Consider the following 24038-nt stretch of genomic DNA (forward strand, 5'->3'; position numbering starts at 1 on the left):
TGCGGCCCGTGCCAAATGTGACGGGGGTAAGGGATGGTACCGACCATAGCTGCATATCTGGCCAGCCTCAGATCCGCCTTCACGGCAGAGCGTTTTACCGTGAACACATTCCTTACCCTCTTCTTCCGCTTGGCGGCGGGCTGCATGACTTTTCCATGTGCTGCACTGATGTGCTTTCTGCTCGCTTCCGAGGCCATGGGGCAGGACAACCTGCTGGATGTGGCGAGGTCACTGTTCCGCCCCATTCCCAAGCGCGGTGCCGGTCTGGACCCCAATCCGGCGACGTCCGACAAGCTCGAGTTGGGAAAGATGATTTTTTTCGAGCCGCGGATCTCGAAGGCTCACAACATCAGCTGCAACACCTGCCATCAAATCGGCCGCGGCGGCGCTGATGGCCGCTCTACTTCAATAGGCCACAATTGGCAGCGCGGCGACCGAAATGCGCCAACGGTGCTCAATGCGGTGTTCAATATCGCCCAGTTTTGGGACGGCAGAGCCGCCGACCTGAAGGAGCAGGCTAGCGGCCCAATCGTGAACCCTATCGAGATGGGGACCAGTCCTGAACGGGCCGTCGCAGAGCTGAAGGGCATTCCCGGCTACGTAGAAGCGTTCGGCAAAGCGTTCCCAGATGAAATCAATCCCCTCAATTATGACAACATCGCGGAGGCGATCGCCGCGTTCGAGGCCACGCTGATCACACCCAACGCACCCTTCGACCGCTACCTTGAGGGCGATGAAAACGCGCTCACCAATGAACAGAAGGAAGGGCTCAGGCTTTTCGTCAACAGGGGATGCTCCTCCTGCCACAACGGAATTAATGTGGGCGGGGGCATGTATGCTCCTTTTGGCGTGGTCGAAAAGCCCGGCTGGGAGTTCCTGCCGCCTGACGACAAAGGACGCATTGAGGTGACACGCAAAGTGGACGACGAGTACGTCTTTAAAGTTCCGACGTTGAGGAACGTCGCACTCACTGCCCCCTATTTTCACAGCGGCCACTCGTGGGACCTAGATCAGGCCGTGGCCGTGATGGGCACCACTCAGCTCGGCACGCAGCTGAAACCCGAGGAAGTCGACAACATCGTTGCCTTTCTGCTGGCCCTCACAGGGGACCAGCCGCAGGTAGTCTACCCAATCCTTCCGCCGAGCGTCGTTACGACTCCCCGGCCAGCGCCGTGACCGCATAGCCTGCGAGGCGCAGAGGGACACCAACTCAGCATTGCAACGGCCTTTCAAGGGCCACGGTGGATGGTGAACGGCGCCCGCCATTTGGCTGTCATCAAAATTCGGCAACGACAGATATGCCGGAGTCAACGCGGGGGAATTCACGCCGGGGAATTGGAAGTCCGTGAGGCACCTCTCGAGCGCGCCTCTCCGCTGTTATCGAGGTCCAAACGGACCGCAGATATCGGACGAGCATACACACCATACGCGCTGAGTACCTGCTGTCCACGCCAAATACGCCGACGCTGAGATGCGGATCAGAACCACAGATGCGCAAGTCATACGGCAATCTCGGAAGATGGCATCAGGCGAGATGCCTCCTCCAACACGATCTTGCGCATCCATATGCTAGCCGGATCGCCATTGTGAGGGGCCGGCCACTGCATCGCCAGGGTGAACGCTGGCAGCGAGAGCGGAAGCTCGATGACGCGCAGCGGTAATGTCTTTGCGAAGTGCTCAACCAGCCTCAATGGCATAGTCCCGATGCGACTGGTGCTCGGTAGCATCAGAGGGATCATGCTGAACCCCTGCACAACCACCTCGCTACGTCTCTTGAAACCGTGCTCAATCAGAAACCACTCATCAATGGATGGCCTCAGCGAACGTCCGAACTTGGCTGTTACATGGCCCATTGACATGTATTTCTCGAATGTGAGCTTTCCAGACAATTCCTTGTTCGTCCGACAACCTACACAAGCGAATTTATCGTCGAAAAGCTTCGTTTTGGGGTGCGCATTCGACATGAACAATTCCGGAAGGATCAGCAAATCGGCGTCACCGCGCCGGAAAAATTCGTCCGGGTCGTCGGCCAAAGGCAGGAGTTCGAAGCTGACGAGAGGCGCTTCTCGCGCAACTCGCTCCACGACCTTTTGGAAGAAAACGATCGTCATGTAATCGGAAAGCATGACCCTAAAACAGCGGTCGGATTCCCTTGGCTTGAATTCTTCCCAGGAGATAACTGAGAACTGGATGTGCAGCAGTGCCTCGCGAACCGGCGAGGCAAGACCCTCCGCCCGCGGTGTCGGGACGAGCTCTCGGCCCCTCATCGTAAAAAGCTCATCGCCAAAATAGCTGCGAAGCCGGGCGACAGCCGCGCTCATGGCTGGTTGGCTAAGGTTGATACTGCGAGCCGCCGCTGTGAGGTTACGCTCAGTCATCAGAGCATCGAGCGCGACGAGGAGATTTAGATCAAGGCCCTTAAAACGCATGCCCATTCCTAATCCAAAGCATGGAGGCCTACCATCCAAGCAATCAATTTCACAAATGTCACGAGACGCTGCTTTGGGAAAGTCCCGAATAGGTTGATTTGATTCAAATCGAGGCGGCGAAGGAGCAGGCAAGCAACTGGGGCTCATCAGCTCGGACCACGATGCTCGAAGGTGGTCCCTGCGGCCGATACGGCCAGCACCTGATCGGGACAGCAAATCTGAGCGCCATTGCCTCGACCTGCCAGAGAATCAAGGCCAGTTTGCGAATTAGATCCTCATGGCGCTGGGCAGCCTAGTTCTGACATCTGCAACGATCAGCAAGCGCCCTGCTCTTTGAACCGTTGCTTCACAGTCAGAGTCCGGCTCGTCCGACGTACACAATGCCGAAAGTTATCGCTGAAGACCCTTGCATTCAAAACGTGCAATCAGCAACAGGTACTTTCAGTCAAATTGAGGAAGCGGGCTGATCTGGAATCCGCGCCCAAGTAAAGCAGGGATTAGACGAGATAGCGTCGCGATGGTCTGATATCGCGGACCGGCTTCAGTTCCGGCTCCCAACTCGTCGAGAGGAGGACACCCGTCGTGCAAGCGCACGATTGCGCCGGGCTTCACAGATTCCAGGATTGCATCAACGATCGTGCCCACGTCGTGGCGACCCCACTCCCGCGGGCCTACAGACCAGTGGATAGCCGCCAGGTCAGCGATCGCGCACGCGGCAAATATCTCTTCGGTCCAGTTCCCGTAGGGCGCGCGGATGTGCCGGACTGAAGCTTGAGGGCACGCCATCATAATAGCCGCGTTTGCGTCAAATATTTCGCGCTGCACTTCATCGAGCCCGCATCCAGACAAGTCCGGATGAGTCATCGTGTGGTTGCCTACTTGGTGCCCTTCAGTGATCATTCGTTGAATCAGCTCCGGTTGGCCTAAGGCATAGGCGCCGATGACGAAGAACGTCGCCGGCACCCGATGTTCCGCGAGGAGATTCAAGATCTGCGGTGTACAAAGCGGATTAGGGCCGTCGTCAAACGTCAAATAGACACTGCGAAGGCCAGTGCAGTCGTCGCACGTACTGTGCACTTCGCCCCAGTCGGAATGCATCATTGGCTCTGGTCCGTTCCGATCGACCGTCGCTCCGGCCGTCCAATTAGAACTCTCTTGGAGCGGTAGTGCCGCGCCCGCCGTGTCGCCCATATCGGGTGCCCGAATGCAGGATTCGCCAACTTCAGTAAAATCGATTGATTGGATCAAGCTCATCCACATTGTGGATGGTTTTTTGTATCAGTCGGGACTACAAACAGCTCGCGCGTGATCCGGCGTCGGCAACTCCCGCAGGATAACTAGCGGGTTCCCCACCGTGGTTCGTCCGTGGTTCGCCCCAACGTTGCGCAGTGGGTTGGTAGATACCGCAATGAAGGTCCGTCACGCCGGGCCTGCTGGCCAATCGGCCTTTGTCCCACTGAGTTCCCGTCTAGATTCGGTGCTGGCCAGGAGAGCCTTTGCGGTCGTTGCGCCTAACGCAAAGGACATCGTGGGGGTGATGCAGGAGTTTGTGCAGGCGGGCAAGGTGAAGTATTAGGGCCTCTCCAACTCGGACGCGGACACCATCCTTCTCGCCAGCGCTGTGCTCCGATTTCGGGGATCGGGTCATTGGGGTCGGAGGATGTGCTGCTAAAGCAGACCGATGGCCTCCACGTTCAGATTCTGAGGCTGGAGTCAGCGACTTTTCGGAGGGTATCCAGGCGGGAGTCGGGGCGTAGCTTTCCATTAAGCCGAACGTCGTTGCGGTCGTCATTGGTCGCGGATCGGCGCAGTGCGATGCGGAGCAGTTTCTCGCCTTCGCCCGAGGTGTCGAAGTGAGTGATGCCGAGCTCATGGGCTAGACGGATCGCCCTAGTCGACTCCCGATACGTCCTGGGGCGTTAACCCTCGCCGTAGCCGTCGCGCCATCGCCAATGGCGCCGACCGTGACTGCGCCCTCAACGGCCGGGGGAATAGATCGTCTCCAGGGTAATGCATCCATATTGCAAATGGAAATGATCCAAAAAATCAATTTTGTCGATCTCTAAAATGTAACTACGAATGCCTCCAGCGAAGCTCTGGTCAGAGTCGCGATTGGCGACTGCATGCAATGCGTACCCTAGTCGCAGCGTCGATGATTATGATCCCTACGCCTTCGCGTCCGGAGCCGCCCGGCTGCCGGCAATTTCGCGACTCGTGGTGCCGTTTGGCCGAACCGCAAGCAGATAGGAGCAAGATGCCAGATCAATTCGCAACCAACATCATCGCTCTAATCAAGAATCGCGCCGTGTCTAACGGTGCCGATATCGACATCGCCTTGGACGGCGCCGAGATAACGACTACCACAAAACTGACTTCTCTGGGTGTCGATTCGTTAGGCATGGCTGATATTCTCTGGGACCTTGAGCAGGCTCACGGCATCAAAATCGATTTCAACACGGCTGACGCCTGGTCAAACCTCGACACTATCGGCGACGTAGTGGAGGCCGTCCGCAGCTTCCTCAATAAGGAGGATTGAGTGGGGAAGCGCGTCGTCATTACTGGAATAGGTGGACTGTGCGGGCTAGGCACTGACGCCGCTTCCATATGGAAAGCAATGCGCGAAGGTCGCTCGGCCATTGGGCCCCTTGTCAATTCTGAACTCCACGAGTTGAAGGGGATAATCGGTGCCGAGATCAAGGCGCTTCCGCAACACGATGTCGCCCGGAAACAACTCGTCTCGATGGACCGTTTCAGCCTGCTTGCCGTCATTGCAGCGCGCGAAGCCATGCGACAGGCTGGACTTTCAGCGGACGCAGGCAACCCCTACCGCTTCGGCGCAACGGTGGGCGTCGGCATCTGCGGCTGGGACTCGATTGAAGAAAACTACCGCGCTATCCTTTTGAATGGCGCGAGCCGTGCTGCGCTCCTCACCGCACCTAAGGTTATGCCGAGTGCGGCCGCCGGCCATGTCAGCATGAGCCTTGGCTTGAGGGGGCCGGTCTTCGGGGTCACGTCCGCTTGTGCCTCAGCCAACCATGCGATCGCTTCGGCCGTGGATCAGATTAGGCTTGGCCGCGCCGATGTCATGGTTGCCGGCGGCAGCGATGCGCCACTCATATGGGGCGTGCTGAAGTCGTGGGAGGCATTGCGCGTGCTTGCGCCGGATACCTGCCGGCCCTTCTCGGCCGACAGAAAGGGCGTCGTGCTGGGTGAGGGTGCGGGCATGGCTGTGCTGGAAAGCTACGAGCATGCTAAAGCGCGCGGCGCCACAGTACTTGCCGAAATCGCCGGCGTCGGCCTTTCCGCCGACGCGTTCGACATCGCAGCGCCTGCAGTCGAGGGACCCGAGGCTGCGATGCGTGCCTGCCTTTCTGATGCCGGGTTGAATGGCGACGAGGTAGACTATCTCAACGCGCACGGAACCGGCACCAAGGCCAACGATCAGACTGAAACGGCGGCGATCAAGCGCGTCTTTGGTGACCATGCCTATTCAATGTCTATATCCTCTACGAAGTCTGTGCATGCACATTGTCTCGGCGCAGCGAGCGCGCTGGAAATGATCGCCTGTGTGATGGCGATTCAGGACGGGGTCGTGCCACCAACGGCCAACTACCGGGAGTCAGACCCCGCTTGCGATCTTGACATTACTCCCAATGTGCCGCGCGAGCGCAAAGTGCGCGTCGCAATGAGCAACGCCTTCGCCATGGGCGGCACCAACGCGGTTCTGGCGTTCAGTCAGATATAGAGGGATTCTGTCCTATCGATGGTAGAGCGGACCCTGGTGAGTTCTGGAGCGCGGCAGGGAGGAGAATTGTGTCAGATGGATACACTCTCCTTTACATTGGTACTCTCACCCCGCGGGGAATTCCATAGCGTGATCAATTGAAGAGACAGCGAGAAGAGGGAGATCTCTATATGCACTCTGCGGTGCGGTGGAAATTGAGTTGGGAAAGCGAGTTGCAACTCGAAGACCATGTCGAACTCGCCAAATTCTTTCGCGAATCGTATGGCCCGACCGGAGCGTTCAACGCAAAACCATTCGAAGGTAGTAAAAGTTGGGCCGGGGCGAGACCTGAGCTTCGTGCAATCGCTTACGATTCCGCCGGTGTAGCGGCGCATATGGGTTTGTTGCGCCGCTTCATCAAAATTGGCACAGTTGATCTGTTGGTCGCTGAATTAGGACTGTACGGGGTACGTCCGGATCTTGAACGGCTCGGAATTGGCCATTCGATCCGCGCCGTCCACCCAATACTTCAGGAACTTAATGTTCCATTCGCTTTCGGCACCGTTCGGCAAGCCTTGCACAGACATATTGAAAGGTTCAGTCAACATAGCCCGCTGACAATTCTTTCGGGAATTCGCGTTCGATCAACCTTACCGCAGCCGCGCCTCGACCTTCCACCAACCCGCGTCGATGATGCACTTGTCACGGTTCTGCCAGTTGGACGCCCGATCAGTGATTGGCCCCCCGGCACGATGATCGATCGGAACGGACCCGAGCTCTAAGGCTGTTTCGAGAGCGGCGCCTCAACTATTTGAAGGCCGGTCTGGATCTTCATTCATTCCGCCCACCAGAAATCGTGGATGTGCTGGTTGAGCCTAATGCCAGTGTTGTAACTGATCCAACGGGGATTGCAGAAGGCCCAACTTTGAGCCCCAGGCCATCCTGGATCGCGCTGCCAATTGGTGCGAAGAGAATCTGCTTGTACGCACCCCTTGGCCGGGGTACGACGCGCCGCCCAGCAAACGACGTCAAGTAAACGGGGATGCGTAAGCGGCTCATACTCCACCGTCACCGAGTTCCCGAAATGGCGTGGCTGGTCGACATGCCAAAATGACTGCCGTGAAGCAGCGAGCATTAAGCGGCAGCGCGTGGGCCATTGTCGCGATGAGACGAGCACATGCGGTAGCACGCCCGTTTTGAAAGCCTCATCGAAGAGTGCGCGGCCCCCTTCATCGGTGATCGGGACGATCTTGCCGCCGCGCGCGGCGACCTCGCGTTTATGCGCAGCAGAACACGCACAGCATCCCGGCATCGGGATCGTTATTTCGCATAGTAAGCGCCCTCAACGCTGTCGCAGCCTGCACAAGGCAACTGACCACGATTCAGGCGGAGCACTTCGAAGGCAACGTGCCGAAGGTTCGAGCCTTGGAACACGGCCTGATAGCATCCTGCCGAGCGCGACGTGACGGTACGGCTCAATCGTTCAGCCTCTGAAAGTCGGCGCCCGTTTTTGGGCCTGCACTGTTCATGAGATGGCGGCGCATGTAGGCTTGGGGACTACTACCCATCTCGGTGCGGAATGCATAGACGAAGGCGGATGCCGAACCGTAGCCGAGTTCCATGGCGACCTGTGTCACGCCTAGACCACCGCCTAGAAGCTCTATTGAACGGAAGAGCCTAAGGCGTCGTCGCCACGAGCGTAAGCTCATGCCCAACTCGGTGTTGAAGCGGCGTGCCAATGTGCGAGGAGATATGTTCAACGCCAGCCCCCATTGTTGCGGGCTTCGGTTGTCGGTGGGATCCATATACAGTGCCTCGCACAGAGCGGTCAGCGGCGCATTGCGAGGCCATGGCAAAGCCGACGGCAGCAGCTGTACTCGCACAAGCTGGTCAAGGATAAGAGCGGTCACCCGGTTAGAGTAGCCATCCCCTTCCGGCTTGCTCTCAAGTTCCGTGGCCTCGACAATCAAGGCCTGGAGCAAAGGTGACATCATGAAGATAGTCGGCACTTTCGGTAAGTTTGCGCCGGCTTCATCAGCAATCCAGAGGCTTCGGAACACGGCGCCGAGAAGCGAGCCGACCCGATGCACGACGCCGGTTGGCAACCACACCGCCTGATCCGGTGTGATCACGAAGGATTCCCCTTCTGTATAGACAGTCAGCACCCCCGAGATCGCATAGACCAACTGATGCCAGGTGTGTGAGTGGTCTGGAAAGTAGTGACGCGCAGGAATGGTTTGCGCCCGCACGGTGATCGGCTGGGGAGGACGAACCCCGGCGGGCGCGGTGATCGCATGCCAAGTCATCCCACCCTCCATTTTGGCAGGTATTCTACATCATTTGTCTCTCCATTGAAATACAGCCACATGAAAAAGCGCTAATAGGCCGCCAAATCAACTGCCAAACGCCTTCGCCTCTCGACGCGATGATCCCTCGTGTCGGATCGACCGCTCGTGCCTTGTGAGTTCGGATGTCAGAAATCACTGCAAACAGCGTGCCCGCGACGGCCTCATCATATTATGACTCCGCCAGAGGCAACGTCGCGCGGTTAACCATCGCGCAGGCGCTGGGCGGGGCAAATTCGGCGGTTGTGTATTCTACCGGTGCGGTCGTCGGAAACATACTCGCGCCAAACGCCGCACTGGCCACGCTTCCGATATCGATGTTCGTGGTGGGAATGGCGGCCTCGACCCTGCCCGCGGGGGCCATCGCCCGAGGCTACGGTCGTCGCGCGGCATTTCTGATCGGGACGGGGTGCGGTGTGCTCGGAGGCCTGTTGGCGGCGATTGCTGTGGTGATTGGCTCCTTTTGGTTGTACTGTGTCGCAACCCTCTTTAGCGGCTCCTATGCCTCCGTCGTGGTTTCCTTCCGCTTCGCTGCGGCGGAATGCGTATCGCCTGAACGGCGCCCGCGCGCTTTGTCCTTCGTAATGGCGGGCGGCGTCTTCGCCGGCGTGATTGGGCCGCAGCTTGTCAACAACACGATGTATCTTTGGATGCCGCACATGTTTGCGGCGAGCTACCTTGCACAGGCGGCACTGGCTGCGATATCCGCGCTGCTTCTGGTGAGTGTCCGCCTACCGAAACCCACTGCTGCCGAGGCTGCCCATGGTCGCCCCTTGAGTATCGTTGCCCGTCAACCCCGCTTCATTACGGCAGTCATCTGTGGCGTGGTCTCTTACCTGCTCATGAACTTTCTGATGACCGCCGCTCCTCTGGCAATGCAGCTCTGCGGCCTGTCGCAGAAGTCCTCCAATCTCGCCATTCAATGGCATGTGATCGCAATGTATGCCCCAAGCTTCTTCACCGGACGCCTGATTAACCGTCTCGGTGCGCCCAGCGTGGTTTTGAGTGGTCTTGTTCTGACCGGCTTATCGGCAGCGGTCGGGTTAATGGGCGTTGATGTGGCGCATTTCTGGATCGCCCTCATTCTATTGGGCGTTGGCTGGAACTTCGGTTTCGTTGGGGCTTCCGCACTTGTGCTTGAATGCCACCGCCCCGAGGAAAGAGAGAGCGTCCAGTCGCTCAACGACTTCGCCGTATTCGGAACCATGACCTTTGGCTCTTTCCTGTCCGGCGGTCTGCTGACGGCATACGGGTGGAACACCGTGCTGGGGCTTTCCTCCGTTCCTCTCGTGATGGCCGTCATTGCATTGGCGACAACGGCCCACGCACGTTTCGCACATGCATGATACGCCTATGCCTCTCACTGCCCGGGGAAACCCTGACGCAGGAATTTTTTCGTAGATGAGCCAAAGCCGACACCTCAAAATCGGTCTCTCAGCTCAAGACGGCGTCGCGATCTGGCGTCCACCCTTGCGCGCGTCCAAACTTATGAAGGCATCAGCGGGCTGTGGCCTGAGCTATGATGTCCCGCCTGAGGTCGTCCAGATCTTCGAAATGCAGCCGATAGCAAGAAGGAGATCTTTCTATGCCTTCTACGTGCGAGGGAATTGTGGGAAAGCGATTTGCAACTTTCCGACCATAGCTAACTCAGGGAGTTCGTCCGAAAGAGCTATGGCCCGATTAGAGGCTTTAATGCAAAGCGGTTCAAGGCCACACGAAGCTGAGCAGCAGCTGAGTCTATTGCACGGCTGATCGGCGATTGGCCCGCTGGAGCGATAGTCGACCGGAGTGGACGAGAGGCATGAGTTACATTGACCAGCAGGCCGGCGGTCGGGCGGACCGACAGCGCACCATCCGGTCGGCGGATCTGGCGGCGTCTGCCTGGCAAATCTATCCTTGTGATGAAGCCGCCGATCAATGGTTCGGCAAAGTTGATTCAGATCGCGGATAACGACATATGCGGTTCAAGGGTCTTGATTTAAATCTCCTGGTCGCGCTCGACGCCTTATTGACCGAGCGTAGCCTCACGGCGGCGGCACGCAGCGTCAAGCTCAGTCAGCCGGCAATGAGTGCGGCCGTCGCGCGGTTACGCGACTATTTCCGAGATGACCTGTTTACGATGGTTGGCCGCGAATTTACCCCTACTCCGCGTGCGGAACGGCTCGCGCCCGCCGTGCGTGAGGCTCTGCTGCACATTCAGCACTCCATTATTTCCTGGGATCCGTTTGACCCGGCCCAATCAGATCGTTGCTTCAGAATCATTCTCTCCGATTACGTGACGCTCGTGTTTTTTGAAGGGGTCATGGAGCGTGTGGCGCGAGAAGCTCCCGCCGTCAGCTTCGAATTTCGGCCTCACACCGACGACAACGAGGACCTCATCCGGCGCGGCGAAGTCGATCTTTTAGTTCTCCCGGAAATGTTCACGTCTAATGCTCATCCTCGAGCAAGACTGTTCGACGATGTACATGTGTGTGTGGGCTGTCGCTCCAACAAACGGCTCTCGGAGCCACTCACCTTCGAAAGATACATGTCGATGGGGCACGTTGCGGTCAAGTTCGGCAATACGCAGAGGCCAGGCATGGACGAATGGTATTTGCAGGAGCACGGCCACAAGAAACGTATCGACGTCGTCGTACAGGGCTTCAGCATGATCCCGCACATGGTCGTGGGTACCCAGCGCATAGGAACCATGCCCTTAAGGCTGGCGCGTCATTTCGCGAAAACGATACCCCTCCAAATCGTCGAGCTTCCGCTGCGCCTCCTCCTTCCGTTCACCGAGGTCGCTCAATGGCCTGCGCCTCATGATAATGATCCGGCAAGCCTCTGGATGCGCGAAATTTTATTCCAGGAGGCGTCTGGTATGGTTTCGCCGCTAGCAACAGCCGAGTCCCTGGTCGACAGGACAGGTGCGGATATTGTCAGTTCCAATGTGCAAATTTCATCATGGCCAGGATTGTAAACGGGCAGCATGGCACCCCTGAACCGCGTCAATGCTGCCCATGACCCTGTCGGTCCCACGCAGCCTTAGCGGCCGCCTCGATCGTGAAGAATTACCTATCCGGCCCACAGCTATGGTCCGCATGGGTTCACGTCCCTTCTCCAGATGCTGAACCCGTCTGCTGTTCGGGGGCGATATGGCCGAGTATTACATACGGCACAGCTCATCGCCTATTATGGAACAGGCATCGCCGCCAGGGAAACGAATGCGCGCAGCCACTGTCATATTTGTTGAAAATAGCTCGCCCCGTTCACACCGCGTTTGCAAAGCATTATCGTTGCCGCACTGGCCGCATATCTCGACTCGAGCTCAACCGGGTAGCGCTGCCCAAGCAGCAATGCGCGAAATCACTTGGAATGACCAGGCCACAATCTGCAGCGGGCTTTTGCCTGCTTCGATGATCGAGCCCAAGCCAATCACGCCGTGAGCTCTTTCGAATGTGAGTTGCCCGGATAGCTCTTTGTTCGTGCAACGCCGTGCGGCCTGTGCGCCCTCGACATGCACATTCCGGCATAAGCGGAAAATCGATGTCACCACGCCGGAGCACTCAGGGGCGCCTCTGCGATTGCGAGCAGTTCGAAGGCTCGACGGAGGGAGCTTCCTACGCGGCACGCTCGACGGCCTTTTGAAAAGCGTCCTGAAACGGGGATCAGGCACAGGGTCGAAATCGTCCCAATGAACATGCAGTGCTGGATTTGCAGCAAAACCCCTCGGACACGCGTCGCGAGCGAGCCGTTCGGCATGTGGTGTCAGATTCAGTTCGCGGCCCCTTATCCAATAACTCATCGCCGAAACGAACACGCCACTTGGCTGGGTCGCGCTCTGGGCAGGTGGCTGAAGTTGATGCTGCGTACTGGCGTGGTGAGGTTGGGGCGGTCAGCAGGGATCGTGCCCACTGACGTGGTGTAGGTGACGGCATTGGTCGCCGTGCTCTCCGGCAAGGGCCGGATTGATCAGCGTGCCACTGCCGGCAGGCTGACGAGCGGATCATCACTCATCTGGCTGATGGTCTCAAGAGACATGTAGCGGGCTCGCTGGACGGCCCATTCATCATTCTGCTCCAGCAGCAATGCTCCGACGAGGCGGACAATGGCGTCGTCGTTGGGAAAGATGCCGACGACCTCTGTGCGCCGCTTGATCTCACCGTTGAGCCGCTCGATCGGGTTTATGCTGTGCAGCTTGACACGATGCTCCTTGGGGAAGCTCATGTAGGCGAGCACATCATGCTCGGCCTCATCCATGATGGCGGCGAGTTTCGGCACCTTCGGCCGGATCTGGTCGGCGACGGCGCGCCATTGCAGGCTGGCGGCTTCCGCCGTCTCCTGGGCGAAGGCGGTGGCGATGAAGGCCGAGACGACGCGGCGGCCGCTCTTGCCGGCATGGGCCAGCACATTGCGGGCGAAATGAACCCGGCAGCGTTGCCAGGTGGCGCACAGCACCTTGGAGACTGCTGCCTTGATGCCTTCGTGAGCATCGGAGACAACCAGCTTGACACCTCTGAGGCCGCGCCGGGTCAACTTGCGCAGGAACTCTGTCCAGATCGGTTCGGCTTCCGAGGTGCCGATCTCCATGCCCAGCACCTCGCGCCGGCCGTCGCTGTTCACGCCCACCGCGATGATGACGGCGACCGAGACGATGCGGCCGCCGCGGCGCACCTTCAGATAAGTCGCATCGATCCACAAATATGGCCAGTCGCCTTCGATCGGGCGTTCGAGGAAGGCCTTCACCTTGCCATCGATCTCCTCGCACAGTCGGCTGACCTGGCTCTTGGAAATGCCGCTCATCCCCATCGCCTTGACCAGATCATCGACCGAGCGGGTTGAGATGCCTTGGATATAGGCTTCCTGGATGACCGCGGTGAGCGCCTTCTCGGCCATGCGCCGCGGCTCCAGGAACGAGGGGAAGTAAGAGCCCTTCCTGAGCTTGGGAATGCGCAGCTCGACCGTTCCGGCCCGCGTCTCCCAGTCGCGCTCGCGATAGCCGTTGCGCTGGGCCTGCCGAAGCGGGTTCTTCTCGCCATAGCCGGCGCCGGTCGCCGTGCCCACCTCCAGCTCCATCAGCCGCTCGGCAGCAAAGCCGATCATCTCGCGCAGGATATCGGCGTCGGGGGTCTTCTCCACGAGCGCGCGCAGGTTCATCATGTCGTCGGTCATCGGTCGTTCCTTCGAATCAGGTTGGTCTCAGCAACCCAACCCTACCGAAGAACATCGATGACCACCGCCGCTCGCTCGCTTCGGCGCAATTGAGGGCGCGCTCGCGAGCGGCTTCTCCACCGTCGAGCTACACCACTCAGCGGGGCACGACCTCAGCAGGGCATCAGGGGCTGCCATATCCACAAAACGAATGCTCATCATCCAAACAATCAATTTTACCAATCGGACGGGATGTTGCATTAGAAACAGCGAAATCAAGGTGGGCTCAGGAAGGACGGCAAGTTTTGAGAGAGCCCATCAGCGCTGGAGCACCGTAGTACCGGGTCTACCAGTCCAATTGCCTAAGCATCACGATCGCTGACGACAGTGTCTGACCTTCAGCAATGACGGGGCTCGACCGCGTAACGTGTTCCTAGGTAAGCATCGAAAAGGAGTTCTTTGTATGCGCTCTCAGGTGCGGTGGAAGCTGTGCTGGGAAAACGAGTTGCAGCTGTCCGACCATGTCGAACTCGCGGAGTTCTTTCGAAGGACATACGGACCGACCGGGACCTTTAATGCCAAGCCATTCCAAGGCAGCCGAAGCTGGGCCGGGGCTAGACCTGAGTTCCGCGCGATCGCGTATGACTCGAGCGGGGTTGCGGCACACATGGGATTGCTGCGCCGTTTCATCAAAATCGATCAGACCGATCTGCTAGTGGCGGAACTCGGATTGTACGGGATACGCCCGGATCTCGAGGGGCTCGGTATCAGTAGCTCATTCCGCATCGTGCTTCCAGTGCTGCAGGAACTCGGGGTTCCATTCGGCTTCGGCACGGTTCGGCCAGCGTTGCATAACCTCGTTGCAAGATTTGGGCGAGGCGGTCTGGTGGTCGTCAAGTCGGGCATTCGCGTGCGCTCCACCCTTCGAGACGCGCTTCTCGACAAACCGCCCACGCGCATAGACGACGCACTTGTCCTAGTCGTGCCAGTTGGACGTCCGATCTCGGAATGGCCTGCCGGCGAGATGATTGATCGGAACGGACCAGAGCTTTGAGCCACTTCGACTGCTTATCTAAAGTGCGCAACGAGTGCGCGAACGATGCCGGCCAACTCAGCGTGTATTTGACGTTTGACGACGGGCCTCATCCGTTTTGCACGCCGCAGGTGCTCGATGTGCTGGCGGCACACCGGGTGGCGGCGACCTTCTTCGTTATCGGCGCGTACGCCGCAGACCAGCCGGAATTGATCCAACGAATGATCGCGGAAGGGCATGAGGTGGCCAACCACACAATGACTCATCCTGATCTGTCCGAATGCGAACCCGGGCAAGTGCAACGCGAGATATTGGAGGCGAATAAAGCCATCAAGGTGGCTTGCCCCCGGGCTTCGGTGCGGTACATGCGCGCTCCGTATGGCGTCTGGACCGAAGAGGTCATCGTTTCCTCGGCGAGCGCTGGCCTTGCGGCGGTTCACTGGTCGGTAGACCCGCGAGACTGGTTTCTTCCCGGCGTCGACGCGATCGTCGACGCGGTGCTGGCCTCCGTCAGGCCGGGCGCAATCGTGCTCTTGCACGACGGGTGCCCTCCCAGCGAGATGAAACCGTGCAGTGACGCCAGCTTGCGCAGCCAAACCATCATGGCGCTATCCCACATAATTCCAGCATTGCGCGACCGCGGATTTGAAATGCGCTCGCTTCCCCAACAGCACTGAACAGACCAAAGATCTCATGGACCTTCTAGATACAACCAGCACTGTCGCCATCTCCTGTTATGCGCTGCTCTCGAGCGCATATAAGAGCATGCAGGCGGCCTATGCCCGGCCATCGAGCGTTTCATCGGTATCGGACGACGTGGTCGACCTTTGGCCGAGCGTGGACGTCATCGTTCCCTGCTACAACGAGGACCCGCGCACACTCTTCGCGTGCCTCACTTCTATTGCAAACCAGGAATACACTGGAAGACTGCGGGTCTATGTTGTTGATGACGGTTCTGGAAATCGCGACGCCGTCACACCTGTGCACCAGACCTTCGCGAGCGACCCAAGATTCAACTTCATACTGCTCCCCAAAAATGCCGGAAAGCGCAAGGCGCAGATCGCCGCGATACGCCGCTCATCTGGAGACTTGGTGCTCAATGTCGACTCGGACACGATGCTGGCGTCCGACGTTGTCGCGAAACTTGCGCTGAAGATGCGAGATCCAGCGGTCGGCGCCGCCATGGGCCAGTTGACAGCCAGCAACCGGAGCGACACCTGGCTGACCCGGTTGATCGATATGGAGTACTGGCTGGCTTGCAATGAAGAACGCGCGGCGCAGGCTCGCTTCGGCGCCGTAATGTGCTGCTGCGGCCCATGTGCGATGTACCGTCGATCCGCACTTCTTTTGCTGCTGGATCAGTATGAGACGCAAACATTTCGGGGGAAACCAAGCGACTTCGGTGAGGATCGCCACCTTACGATCCTCATGCTGAAAGCGGGCCTTCGAACCGAGTACGTTCCCGGCGCCATCGCGGCAACAGTCGTTCCGGACAGGCTGGGGCCGTATCTGCGCCAACAACTCCGCTGGGCACGCAGCACTTTCCGAGACACCTGGCTTGCCCTGAACCTTCTGCCTGGCCTCGACCGCTTTCTAACATTGGACGTGGTTGGACAGAATCTCGGACCGCTGCTTCTCGCTGTATCAGTATTAACAGGTATCGCGCAGTTCGCACTAACTGGCACGGTGCCATGGTGGACAGTGCTGATGATCATATCCATGACCTTGGTGCGGTGCAGTGTGGTGGCGCTTCGTGCTCGTCAAATTCGATTTCTAGGCTTTTCTCTCCACACGTTCATCAACGTCTTTCTCTTACTTCCCCTGAAAGCTTATGCGTTATGTACGTTGAGTAATAGCGATTGGCTGTCGCGCAGCTTCGCGGCGAGCGCGCCAGATAAACATGAAAAAGAGACCCCCGTCCCAACCCCGCTCACTGGATCAAACACTACGAAACTAGCGGGAGATTCGGCACAGCATCGTATGCGCCACCTTGCACGGGATTGTTCAGCGTTGGTGACTTCCGACGAGTGATAGTTGCGTTATCGAGGTAGACAAATTTTGAAGCAGGACAACAATCATCAATTGTTGGATCGGGAACTAGCCGCAGACGATCCGTGGCTGCTCGACGCCAATCCGTTCGAGCGGGAGCGGCACACCCAAATGCTCCGGCTGTCGCTTTCCCAGGGTTCCATCACTAATGCACTCGAAGTCGGGTGTGCCGCAGGCGCGTTCACGGAACGACTAGCGCCCCATTGTCAACGGCTCACAGTGATCGATGTGGCGCCGCGGGCGATTGCTCGAACGCGCCAACGGATGAAGGAGCCACCACATATCACATGGGCAGTCGCCGACGTTCAACAGTTCTCGCCTGAGGAACCGTTCGATCTGATCGTCGTAGCGGAGGTTCTCTACTACCTCAACGGCGTAGCCGAGATGCGCGCTGCCATCCGCAACCTTGCGCGGATGCTTGCGCCAGGTGGGCACCTGGTCTTCGGGTCTGCGCGCGACGCCACTTGCCGGCGCTGGGGTCACGCCGCTGGCGCCGAGACAGTCATGGCCATGCTGAACGAAACTTTGATCGCTATCGATCACCTGCAGTGCCAGGGTGAGACCCCAAATCAAGATTGCGTGCTCGCCCTTTTTCGGAGTCCGGTTCGGCATCCGGGTGAATCGAGTTGTCTGCGTTAGACGAGGAGACTTTATGCGTATTTGTGGTATCAAGCTGACGCATGACGGTGCGGTCGCCGTTGTCGAGGACGGACGGCTCGTCTTTTGCATTGAGCAGGAGAAGCGGGACAACAACCGACGGTATCAAGCCATCGACGATCTGGAGGCAGTTGTCGCCGCTTTGGCGCAACACGGTCTGGATGCCCAGGACATTGATCAGTTCGTCATCGACGGCTGGGACGGGGATGTGGAGTCGCAGTTCCAGGTCCTCAGCGGAGCGACTCCAATCACTCTCAAAGGGGCACCTTATGTCGAACGCCATCCCGATGGTGTTCTCACTTCGCTCGATGGCTCCGGCCTAAAGCTCGATGGAAGATTCTTCTCTTACAAAAGCTACCCGCATGTTACTGGCCATGTGACCTCGGCATATTGCACCAGCCCGTTTGCCAAAACCGGGCAACCCGCGTTCTGCTTGGTGTGGGACGGCTGCATCTTTCCACGCCTCTATTATGTAGAACGCCGGGGAGCTCGGCTCCTGGAATGCCTGTTCCCGGTAATAGGCCATGTTTACGCTGCAGCGGGCCATCACTTCGGGCCTTACAAGCGGGCGGGTCGCGGTGACTGGGACCTAGGTGTTGCTGGCAAGCTGATGGCCTACATCGCGCTCGGATCGGTCGACGAAGACATCGTGGCGGTGTTTCAGGAACTGTACGAAGAGCGCTTTGCGGGCGATACAGATCTTGCCAGCCGTTATCGCGCCAATATCACCAGTGCCGAGCCCTTGCTTGAGGCCGTGCACGACTTCTTCGAAGCCAGTGCGCTTCGACTGAGCGATCAGTCACCCGAAGATGTGCTGGCGTCGTTCCATCTTTTTCTCGAGCGTCTCCTTGCCCGCGAAATGGCGAACGCTATGCAGCGGCATTCGCATCTTTCGGGGTCGCGAAATTTGTGCATCGCTGGCGGCTGCGGTCTCAACATCAAATGGAACAGCGCGTTACGCGAGACGGGCCTCTTCGATGCTGTGTGGGTACCGCCGTTTCCGAATGACAGCGGATCGGCAATCGGTGCCGCTTGCAGCGCAATGGTTGCGCAAGATGGCTTCGTGCCTCTGGAGTGGTCGGTTTACAGTGGTCCGGCCCTCGTGGGTGGCCAACTACCTTCTGGATGGGATGCCGCACCGTGCAGTATGACGGAACTAGCCTCCATCCTCGCCAGCAACAAGCCCGTAATTTTCCTCAGCGGGCGCGCCGAGCTCGGACCACGGGCATTGGGTGGCAGAAGCATTCTTGCGGCCGCGACTTCGCCGGAAATGAAGGACTATCTCAACGAGGTCAAACTTCGCGAACACTTCCGGCCAGTGGCACCGATCTGCCTTGAGGACCGTGCACCGGAGATATTCAGTCCTGGAACGCCCGATCCTTACATGTTGTTCGATCACCAGACGCGGACGGAATGGCAGGACAAAGTTCCCGCTGTTGTGCATCTCGACGGTTCTGCGCGATTGCAGACGATTTGCAGAACCTCTCAGCACAAGGTGGCCGAGCTACTCGTCGAATATGAAAAACTCACGGGCATTCCGCTGCTTTGCAATACGAGTGCCAACCACCATGGGCGTGGGTTCTTTCCGGATGCCGCCGCAGCCTGCCAGTGGGGACGTATTGAACACATATGGTGCGACGGCGTGCTGTTGACCAAGACCCCCGCAACTGAGCTATCGCCGCTCGATGGCGTCCTTACGCTGAGTTGAGTGCGCGACGATGGTAGCAATCGACTTTACCGGCGTGACGAAATCATACGGCAACAGGGTCGTTGTCGACGGAATGTCGTTTGCCGTTGCGCCCGGAGAGTGCTTGGGCCTCCTGGGACCGAACGGCGCGGGTAAAAGCACGATCACGCGGCTAGTCCTCGGCATGGCAACGCCTGACGCAGGTCAGATCACGGTGTTCGGCGTGCCAGTGCCGGCACGCGCCCGTTTGGCACGTCGACGGATCGGCGTGGTTCCGCAGTTCGACAACCTTGATCATAGGTTCACGGTCCGTGAGAACCTGCTGGTCTTCGGGCGGTATTTCAGCATGAGCAGACGTGAGGTCGAAGCGGTCATCCCGTCGCTGCTCGAGTTCGCCCGCCTCGAGAACAAGGCGGATGCACGCGTGAGCGAACTGTCTGGCGGCATGAAGCGACGCCTGACGCTAGCCCGCGCGCTGATCAACGACCCGCAGCTGCTGGTCATGGACGAGCCGACCACTGGCCTCGATCCACAGGCGCGCCACCTGATCTGGGAACGCCTGCGTTCACTGTTGGCGCGCGGAAAAACGATACTCTTGACCACTCACTTCATGGAGGAAGCCGAGCGGTTATGCGACCGGCTGTGCGTACTCGAGCAAGGGCGCAAGATCGCCGAAGGGCGACCAGACGCGTTGATCGAGGAGCAGATAGGCTGCCAAGTGGTCGAGGTCTATGGCGGCAATCCCAACGAGCTGCGAGCGCTTATCAAACCATACGCGCAACGCATCGAGGTGAGCGGCGAAACTCTCTTTTGCTATGCGCCCGATCCCGAGCATGTGCTCGTGCAACTGCGTGGGGCTGCTGGTCTGCGCCTTTTGCAACGCCCGCCGAATCTTGAGGATGTTTTCTTGCGCCTGACCGGGCGCGAGATGAGGGACTGAACAATGAACCAAGGTTATGTGGCGGCCATGCCCGCCAACGCATGGAATTGGGTCGCAGTATGGCGGCGCAATTATTTGGCTTGGAAGAAAATCGCGTTTGCGGCGGTTCTCGGGAACCTCGCCGAACCGATGATCTCTTTGTTCGCTCTCGGGCTTGGCCTCGGGATAATGATAGGCCGCGTCGACGGCACTTCGTACGTAGCTTTTCTGGCGGCTGGCATGGCTGCGGTAAGCGCGATGACCTCGGCGACCTACGAAACGATCTACTCGACTTTCGCTCGCATGGGAGGCGAGCGCACCTGGGAAGCGATGCTGTGCACCCAACTCACGCTCGGCGATATCGTACTCGGTGAGTTGGCCTGGGCCGGGACAAAGTCCCTTCTGGCCGGTACGGCAATCACGCTGGTTGCTGCCACGCTCGGCTATACAGAGTGGCAATCCATTCTCTACACGCTGCCAATCATCGCCCTCACTGGCCTCGCCTTCGCGAGCCTGGCGATGGTGGTCGCGGCACTTGCGCCCAATTACGACTGTCTCGTGTTTTACCAAACGCTTGTCCTCACGCCCATGTTATTCCTGTCCGGCGCCGTCTTTCCGGTCAGCCAAATGCCAGGCGCGTTTCAGCAGGTAGCGTCCTTCTTGCCTCTGGCTCACTCGGTCGACCTCATTCGCCCGGTCATGCTTGGCCACCCAGCCGAAGGCGTCGGACTTCATATTACGACACTTTGCACGTACGCGGTTTTGCCGTTCTTTTTATCGGCGGCGCTGTTGCGTCGGCGCCTGATGCGCTGACGAAGGAGATGCTCGATGCAATATCGTGAACTAGGCCGCGACGGCCTGAAGGTGAGCGTGCTCGGCTTGGCCACCATGAGTTGGGGAGAGCTGAACACGGAAGGCGAGGCGCACGCGCAAATGGAGGCAGCCTTAGATGCCGGCATAAACTTGGTCGACACAACCGAGATGTACCCTGTGCCACCCCGCGCGGAGACACATGGGTTTTCGGAGCGCTATGTCGGCACTTGGCTACGCAACACCCGCTGCAGACAAGATGTTGCGCTTGCGACTAAGGTTGGGACCACATGCAATGACTGATCGCCACATGCCGCCGCCTGCGCCGTTTGTGATCCTGGCCATGCCAAGGACTGGCACACACTACCTGGAAGAATTGCTGAACGAGCATCCGAATGTGTTGAGCAACGGTGAGCTGCTTAACGCGTACGACACGAATTGGCCCGATAAACATCGTCTGCTTTGCAGCGATCGCGAGCTTCTTGAGCTTGCCTACTTGCGCCACCCCACGCGCAGCGACAAGAAGGTGACGCACGTCGGCTGCAAGGTCAATGAACCTCAGTTTCATGATCGTCCGGGTTTTTTTGCCGAGCTGACACGCTGGCCAAGACTCAAAGTCATCCTCGTGGTTCGCGAGAACACCTTGGAATCGTTACGGTCGCTCATACAGGCGAGGCAAACGCGCCAATGGCTAAAGTTCAGTTCGGACAATGATGCTCCGCCGCCGCAAGTTAGATTGTCGATCGCGGACTGCGAGGCTTACTTCAAGACTGCCGACGATTTCCACGCTCAGGTCGCGCACTCCTTCGCGAAGGCCAACGTGCTTGAGATCGAGTACGAGAGCCTTCTTCGCGAACCCGCCACATGCTTGGCAACAATCTGGGATTTCCTAGGGGTTCCAGCGTTTCGGGTTCGTGGTGCGGCCGTCCTTCAGCGCCAGGAAACGCGACCGCTAGAACATACGATCGAGAATTTCCATGAGTTGAGGCGCCACTTCGCACATGGGCCTTACGCGAGGTTCTTTGAGGTCGGCGAGGGGAAAAGGGCAGTGGACGATCGGCTGGCAACTGAATCACCGGCCCCGGCGGCATCTGCGCCATGTCTCCGTTGATGACCGGCCGGCGAAAGTCCGAGCCATCGAGGCTTTCTCCTCAGTACTGCGCCTCTCTTTTAGTCGTTCCTTTTCAGTGAAGCGAGGGACCTCAACCAATGTGTGGGATCGTCGGAATCATTGGGCAAGCCCCAGTTGCGCCGCTTATCGCCGATGCTTTGAAGAGGCTGGAATATCGCGGCTATGACTCGGCCGGCGTTGCCACGATCGAATCTGGCGTGCTGGCGCGGCGCCGAGCGGAAGGCAAGCTCGTCAATCTGGAAAGGCGCCTCCAAGCGGAACCGCTGGACGGCAAGATAGGAATCGGCCACACACGCTGGGCAACGCATGGAGCGCCGAACGAAACCAACGCCCATCCGCATTTTTCAGACGACGTCGCCATCGTCCACAACGGCATCATCGAGAATTTCGCCGAACTGCGCGACGAACTCGTTGGCGACGGTTACGAATTTTCCTCGCAGACCGATACCGAGGTGGTCGCGCATTTGGTGTCGCGTGAGATAAAGCGCGGTGTTGCCCCGGCCGAGGCGGCCCACAGGGCGATCAAGCGACTGGAAGGCGCCTTCGCACTCGCCATCATGTTCCGCAGCGACGAGGACCTCATCGTCGGCGCGCGCAACGGTCCGCCGCTCGCCGTCGGCCACGGTCAAGGGGAAATGTTCCTGGGGTCGGATGCGATCGCGCTGGCGCCATTCACCGATTCGATCACCTATCTCGAGGATGGCGATTGGACCATCGTGCGCCGCAATCAGGCGCAGATCTTCGATCTCGGCGGCAACCCGGTCGAGCGGCAACGGCAGCAGTCGATCGGCACCACTCTTGTCGTTGATAAGGGTAACCATCGGCACTTCATGGAGAAGGAGATCCATGAACAGCCGGAGGTGATCTCCCATACACTCGCGCATTACCTTGACTTCGCCGGCGGGACCTGGCGGCCGCTCGACATGCCGTTCGACTTTGCCAAGCTCGACCGCTTGACTATTTCCGCATGTGGCACTGCCTATCTTGCAGGTTTGATCGGCAAATACTGGTTCGAGCGGCTTGCGCGGCTGCCGGTCGACATCGATATCGCGTCGGAATTCCGCTACCGCGAGATCCCACTCGCGAAGGGCGCCGCCGCACTCTTTGTCTCCCAGTCCGGTGAAACGGCCGACACGCTCGCTTCCCTCCGCTACTGCCGCAACGCGGGCATTCCGATCGCCTCCATCGTCAATGTAGGGGGATCGACGATGGCCCGGGAGTCGGATGGCGTCTTTCCGACGCTTGCCGGCCCGGAGATCGGCGTTGCGTCGACCAAAGCTTTTACCTGCCAGCTCGCGGTAATCGCTTCCCTCGCCGCCCGCGCTGCTGCCGCTCGCGGCACCATCACCCGCGAGGAAGAAAAAGCACTGATACGGCAGCTCTGCGATGCGCCGCGTCTCGTAAGCGAGGCGTTGAAGCTTCAGCACGGCATCGAAAAGGTGGCGCGGGAAATTGCCCACGCCCGACACGTCCTTTACCTCGGGCGCGACACCAACTATCCGCTCGCAATGGAAGGTGCGCTGAAGCTCAAGGAAATCTCCTATATCCATGCCGAGGGTTATGCGGCGGGTGAATTGAAGCACGGGCCGATCGCGCTGATCGACGAGACGATGCCGGTAATCGTGATCGCCCCGCATAACCGGGTGTTCGAGAAGACCGTGTCGAACATGCAGGAAGTCGCGGCGCGTGGCGGCAAGATCATCCTGATCACTGACGGAAAGGGTGCCGCGCATGCTTCGGTGAAGGCTTTCGAAACGATCGTGCTACCTGACGCGCCCGACCTCATCGCACCGATAGTCTATGCGCTGCCGCTTCAAATGCTCGCTTACTTGACGGCGGTCTTCATGGGTACCGATGTCGATCAGCCGCGCAATCTCGCGAAGTCGGTGACCGTCGAGTGAGCGTTAGCCGTCGCAGTTTCGTCATGGTACGGTAGGGTTGGTGAGTCCTGCCAATAACTGACCCCGCGCTAGGCTTGGATCGGCCCGGCATTTGCCATCATGGTAAGCGGTGCTCCAAGGCACCTTTCCCGAAATCGTTTTGACCATTAGGCCGCTCGTGGTTGAGACACCGGCGGCGATCACTTCGGATCGTAGGGGTGACGTAGTGGAGATCGGGCAGGG

The 24038-nt window shown here is 58.8% G+C and carries 20 protein-coding genes and 1 pseudogene; 17 read left to right on the forward strand and 4 right to left on the reverse strand.

Features of this window, described 5'->3' with window-relative positions; translation table 11 throughout:
• Positions 1 to 33 precede the first annotated feature (33 nt).
• Positions 34 to 1176, forward strand: coding sequence for a cytochrome-c peroxidase (locus tag MJ8_RS06580; protein WP_225248157.1), 1143 nt, complete (start codon positions 34 to 36; stop codon positions 1174 to 1176).
• Between the two features lie 323 nt (positions 1177 to 1499).
• Here MJ8_RS06580 and MJ8_RS06585 read toward each other — a convergent pair whose 3' ends face one another.
• Both MJ8_RS06585 and nodB (MJ8_RS06590) read right to left on the reverse strand, forming a co-directional pair.
• Positions 1500 to 2429, reverse strand: coding sequence for a LysR family transcriptional regulator (locus MJ8_RS06585; RefSeq protein WP_201413633.1), 930 nt, complete (start codon positions 2427 to 2429; stop codon positions 1500 to 1502).
• A 441-nt stretch (positions 2430 to 2870) separates the two neighbouring features.
• Positions 2871 to 3530 (reverse strand): chitooligosaccharide deacetylase NodB, encoded by a 660-nt coding sequence (gene nodB / locus MJ8_RS06590; protein ID WP_201413634.1) that lies wholly within the window; start codon positions 3528 to 3530, stop codon positions 2871 to 2873.
• A gap of 1153 nt (positions 3531 to 4683) precedes the next feature.
• Here nodB (MJ8_RS06590) and MJ8_RS06595 point away from each other — a divergent pair.
• The 3 genes from MJ8_RS06595 (at position 4684) to MJ8_RS06605 (ending at position 6935) form a co-directional block, all read left to right on the forward strand.
• Positions 4684 to 4965 (forward strand): acyl carrier protein, encoded by a 282-nt coding sequence (locus MJ8_RS06595; protein ID WP_201413635.1) that lies wholly within the window; start codon positions 4684 to 4686, stop codon positions 4963 to 4965.
• Positions 4966 to 6174, forward strand: coding sequence for a beta-ketoacyl-[acyl-carrier-protein] synthase family protein (locus MJ8_RS06600; RefSeq protein ID WP_201413636.1), 1209 nt, complete (start codon positions 4966 to 4968; stop codon positions 6172 to 6174).
• A gap of 170 nt (positions 6175 to 6344) precedes the next feature.
• Positions 6345 to 6935 (forward strand): NodA family N-acyltransferase, encoded by a 591-nt coding sequence (locus MJ8_RS06605; protein ID WP_201413637.1) that lies wholly within the window; start codon positions 6345 to 6347, stop codon positions 6933 to 6935.
• A 693-nt stretch (positions 6936 to 7628) separates the two neighbouring features.
• On the opposite strand, the gene MJ8_RS06610 is transcribed toward MJ8_RS06605, so the two are convergent.
• Entirely contained in the window at positions 7629 to 8459 is an 831-nt protein-coding gene (locus MJ8_RS06610) for an AraC family transcriptional regulator (RefSeq protein WP_201413638.1), read from the reverse strand.
• A 164-nt stretch (positions 8460 to 8623) separates the two neighbouring features.
• Between MJ8_RS06610 and MJ8_RS06615 the strand changes: the two genes are divergently transcribed.
• The 3 genes from MJ8_RS06615 (at position 8624) to MJ8_RS06625 (ending at position 11457) form a co-directional block, all read left to right on the forward strand.
• Positions 8624 to 9844, forward strand: coding sequence for an MFS transporter (locus MJ8_RS06615; RefSeq protein WP_201413639.1), 1221 nt, complete (start codon positions 8624 to 8626; stop codon positions 9842 to 9844).
• A 455-nt stretch (positions 9845 to 10299) separates the two neighbouring features.
• Entirely contained in the window at positions 10300 to 10449 is a 150-nt protein-coding gene (locus MJ8_RS06620) for a hypothetical protein (RefSeq protein WP_201413640.1), read from the forward strand.
• Positions 10450 to 10455: 6 nt separating this feature from the next.
• The gene (locus MJ8_RS06625; RefSeq protein ID WP_201413641.1) at positions 10456 to 11457 is read left to right on the forward strand and encodes a LysR family transcriptional regulator; all 1002 of its coding nucleotides are present in this window, start codon (positions 10456 to 10458) and stop codon (positions 11455 to 11457) included.
• A 992-nt stretch (positions 11458 to 12449) separates the two neighbouring features.
• Here the strand turns inward: MJ8_RS06625 and MJ8_RS06630 are convergent.
• Positions 12450 to 13649: an IS256 family transposase gene (locus MJ8_RS06630; RefSeq protein WP_201413642.1), complete on the reverse strand. Its 1200-nt coding sequence runs from the start codon at positions 13647 to 13649 to the stop codon at positions 12450 to 12452.
• 442 nt (positions 13650 to 14091) lie between these two features.
• Between MJ8_RS06630 and MJ8_RS06635 the strand changes: the two genes are divergently transcribed.
• The 10 genes and pseudogenes from MJ8_RS06635 to glmS all read left to right on the forward strand — a co-directional run bounded on the left by MJ8_RS06635 (position 14092) and on the right by glmS (position 23816).
• Complete coding sequence (locus MJ8_RS06635) at positions 14092 to 14682, forward strand: NodA family N-acyltransferase (protein WP_201413643.1); 591 nt, start codon at positions 14092 to 14094, stop codon at positions 14680 to 14682.
• Positions 14679 to 15338 (forward strand): chitooligosaccharide deacetylase NodB, encoded by a 660-nt coding sequence (gene nodB, locus MJ8_RS06640; RefSeq protein ID WP_201413644.1) that lies wholly within the window; start codon positions 14679 to 14681, stop codon positions 15336 to 15338. The genes MJ8_RS06635 and nodB (MJ8_RS06640) overlap by 4 nt, the downstream gene beginning before the upstream one ends.
• Positions 15339 to 15354: 16 nt before the next feature.
• A complete protein-coding gene (gene nodC / locus MJ8_RS06645; protein ID WP_201413645.1) occupies positions 15355 to 16692 on the forward strand; it encodes a chitooligosaccharide synthase NodC in 1338 nt (445 codons plus the stop codon).
• Between the two features lie 10 nt (positions 16693 to 16702).
• Positions 16703 to 17349, forward strand: a pseudogene (gene nodS, locus MJ8_RS06650) (nodulation methyltransferase NodS).
• A 13-nt stretch (positions 17350 to 17362) separates the two neighbouring features.
• Positions 17363 to 19075 (forward strand): nodulation protein NodU, encoded by a 1713-nt coding sequence (nodU, locus tag MJ8_RS06655; protein WP_201413647.1) that lies wholly within the window; start codon positions 17363 to 17365, stop codon positions 19073 to 19075.
• Between the two features lie 10 nt (positions 19076 to 19085).
• Positions 19086 to 19994: a nodulation factor ABC transporter ATP-binding protein NodI gene (gene nodI, locus MJ8_RS06660; protein WP_201413648.1), complete on the forward strand. Its 909-nt coding sequence runs from the start codon at positions 19086 to 19088 to the stop codon at positions 19992 to 19994.
• A 3-nt stretch (positions 19995 to 19997) separates the two neighbouring features.
• Entirely contained in the window at positions 19998 to 20786 is a 789-nt protein-coding gene (locus tag MJ8_RS06665) for an ABC transporter permease (protein ID WP_201413649.1), read from the forward strand.
• A 120-nt stretch (positions 20787 to 20906) separates the two neighbouring features.
• A complete protein-coding gene (locus MJ8_RS06670) occupies positions 20907 to 21086 on the forward strand; it encodes an aldo/keto reductase (protein ID WP_263649695.1) in 180 nt (59 codons plus the stop codon).
• On the forward strand, positions 21079 to 21894 hold the full coding sequence (locus MJ8_RS06675) for a sulfotransferase (protein ID WP_201413651.1): 816 nt from the start codon (positions 21079 to 21081) through the stop codon (positions 21892 to 21894). The genes MJ8_RS06670 and MJ8_RS06675 overlap by 8 nt, the downstream gene beginning before the upstream one ends.
• Before the next feature lie 98 nt (positions 21895 to 21992).
• On the forward strand, positions 21993 to 23816 hold the full coding sequence (gene glmS, locus MJ8_RS06680) for a glutamine--fructose-6-phosphate transaminase (isomerizing) (protein ID WP_201413652.1): 1824 nt from the start codon (positions 21993 to 21995) through the stop codon (positions 23814 to 23816).
• Positions 23817 to 24038: the final 222 nt, after the last annotated feature.

Origin of the sequence: Mesorhizobium sp. J8 (assembly GCF_016591715.1) — a bacterium.
Lineage (GTDB): Bacteria > Pseudomonadota > Alphaproteobacteria > Rhizobiales > Rhizobiaceae > Mesorhizobium.

Bases quoted from the DNA above. Each gene is read 5' to 3' on its own strand.
- glmS (WP_201413652.1), top strand. From the start codon at position 21,993: ATGTGTGGGATCGTCGGAATCATTGGGCAAGCCCCAGTTGCGCCGCTT.
- MJ8_RS06595 (WP_201413635.1), top strand. From the start codon at position 4,684: ATGCCAGATCAATTCGCAACCAACATCATCGCTCTAATCAAGAATCGC.
- MJ8_RS06630 (WP_201413642.1), bottom strand. From the start codon at position 13,649: ATGACCGACGACATGATGAACCTGCGCGCGCTCGTGGAGAAGACCCCC.
- MJ8_RS06580 (WP_225248157.1), top strand. From the start codon at position 34: ATGGTACCGACCATAGCTGCATATCTGGCCAGCCTCAGATCCGCCTTC.
- nodU (WP_201413647.1), top strand. From the start codon at position 17,363: ATGCGTATTTGTGGTATCAAGCTGACGCATGACGGTGCGGTCGCCGTT.
- nodB (WP_201413634.1), bottom strand. From the start codon at position 3,530: ATGATGCATTCCGACTGGGGCGAAGTGCACAGTACGTGCGACGACTGC.
- nodC (WP_201413645.1), top strand. From the start codon at position 15,355: ATGGACCTTCTAGATACAACCAGCACTGTCGCCATCTCCTGTTATGCG.
- MJ8_RS06605 (WP_201413637.1), top strand. From the start codon at position 6,345: ATGCACTCTGCGGTGCGGTGGAAATTGAGTTGGGAAAGCGAGTTGCAA.
- MJ8_RS06615 (WP_201413639.1), top strand. From the start codon at position 8,624: ATGTCAGAAATCACTGCAAACAGCGTGCCCGCGACGGCCTCATCATAT.
- MJ8_RS06625 (WP_201413641.1), top strand. From the start codon at position 10,456: ATGCGGTTCAAGGGTCTTGATTTAAATCTCCTGGTCGCGCTCGACGCC.
- MJ8_RS06670 (WP_263649695.1), top strand. From the start codon at position 20,907: ATGGAGGCAGCCTTAGATGCCGGCATAAACTTGGTCGACACAACCGAG.
- MJ8_RS06585 (WP_201413633.1), bottom strand. From the start codon at position 2,429: ATGCGTTTTAAGGGCCTTGATCTAAATCTCCTCGTCGCGCTCGATGCT.
- MJ8_RS06665 (WP_201413649.1), top strand. From the start codon at position 19,998: ATGAACCAAGGTTATGTGGCGGCCATGCCCGCCAACGCATGGAATTGG.
- MJ8_RS06675 (WP_201413651.1), top strand. From the start codon at position 21,079: ATGACTGATCGCCACATGCCGCCGCCTGCGCCGTTTGTGATCCTGGCC.
- MJ8_RS06635 (WP_201413643.1), top strand. From the start codon at position 14,092: ATGCGCTCTCAGGTGCGGTGGAAGCTGTGCTGGGAAAACGAGTTGCAG.
- nodI (WP_201413648.1), top strand. From the start codon at position 19,086: ATGGTAGCAATCGACTTTACCGGCGTGACGAAATCATACGGCAACAGG.
- MJ8_RS06620 (WP_201413640.1), top strand. From the start codon at position 10,300: ATGAGTTACATTGACCAGCAGGCCGGCGGTCGGGCGGACCGACAGCGC.
- MJ8_RS06610 (WP_201413638.1), bottom strand. From the start codon at position 8,459: ATGACTTGGCATGCGATCACCGCGCCCGCCGGGGTTCGTCCTCCCCAG.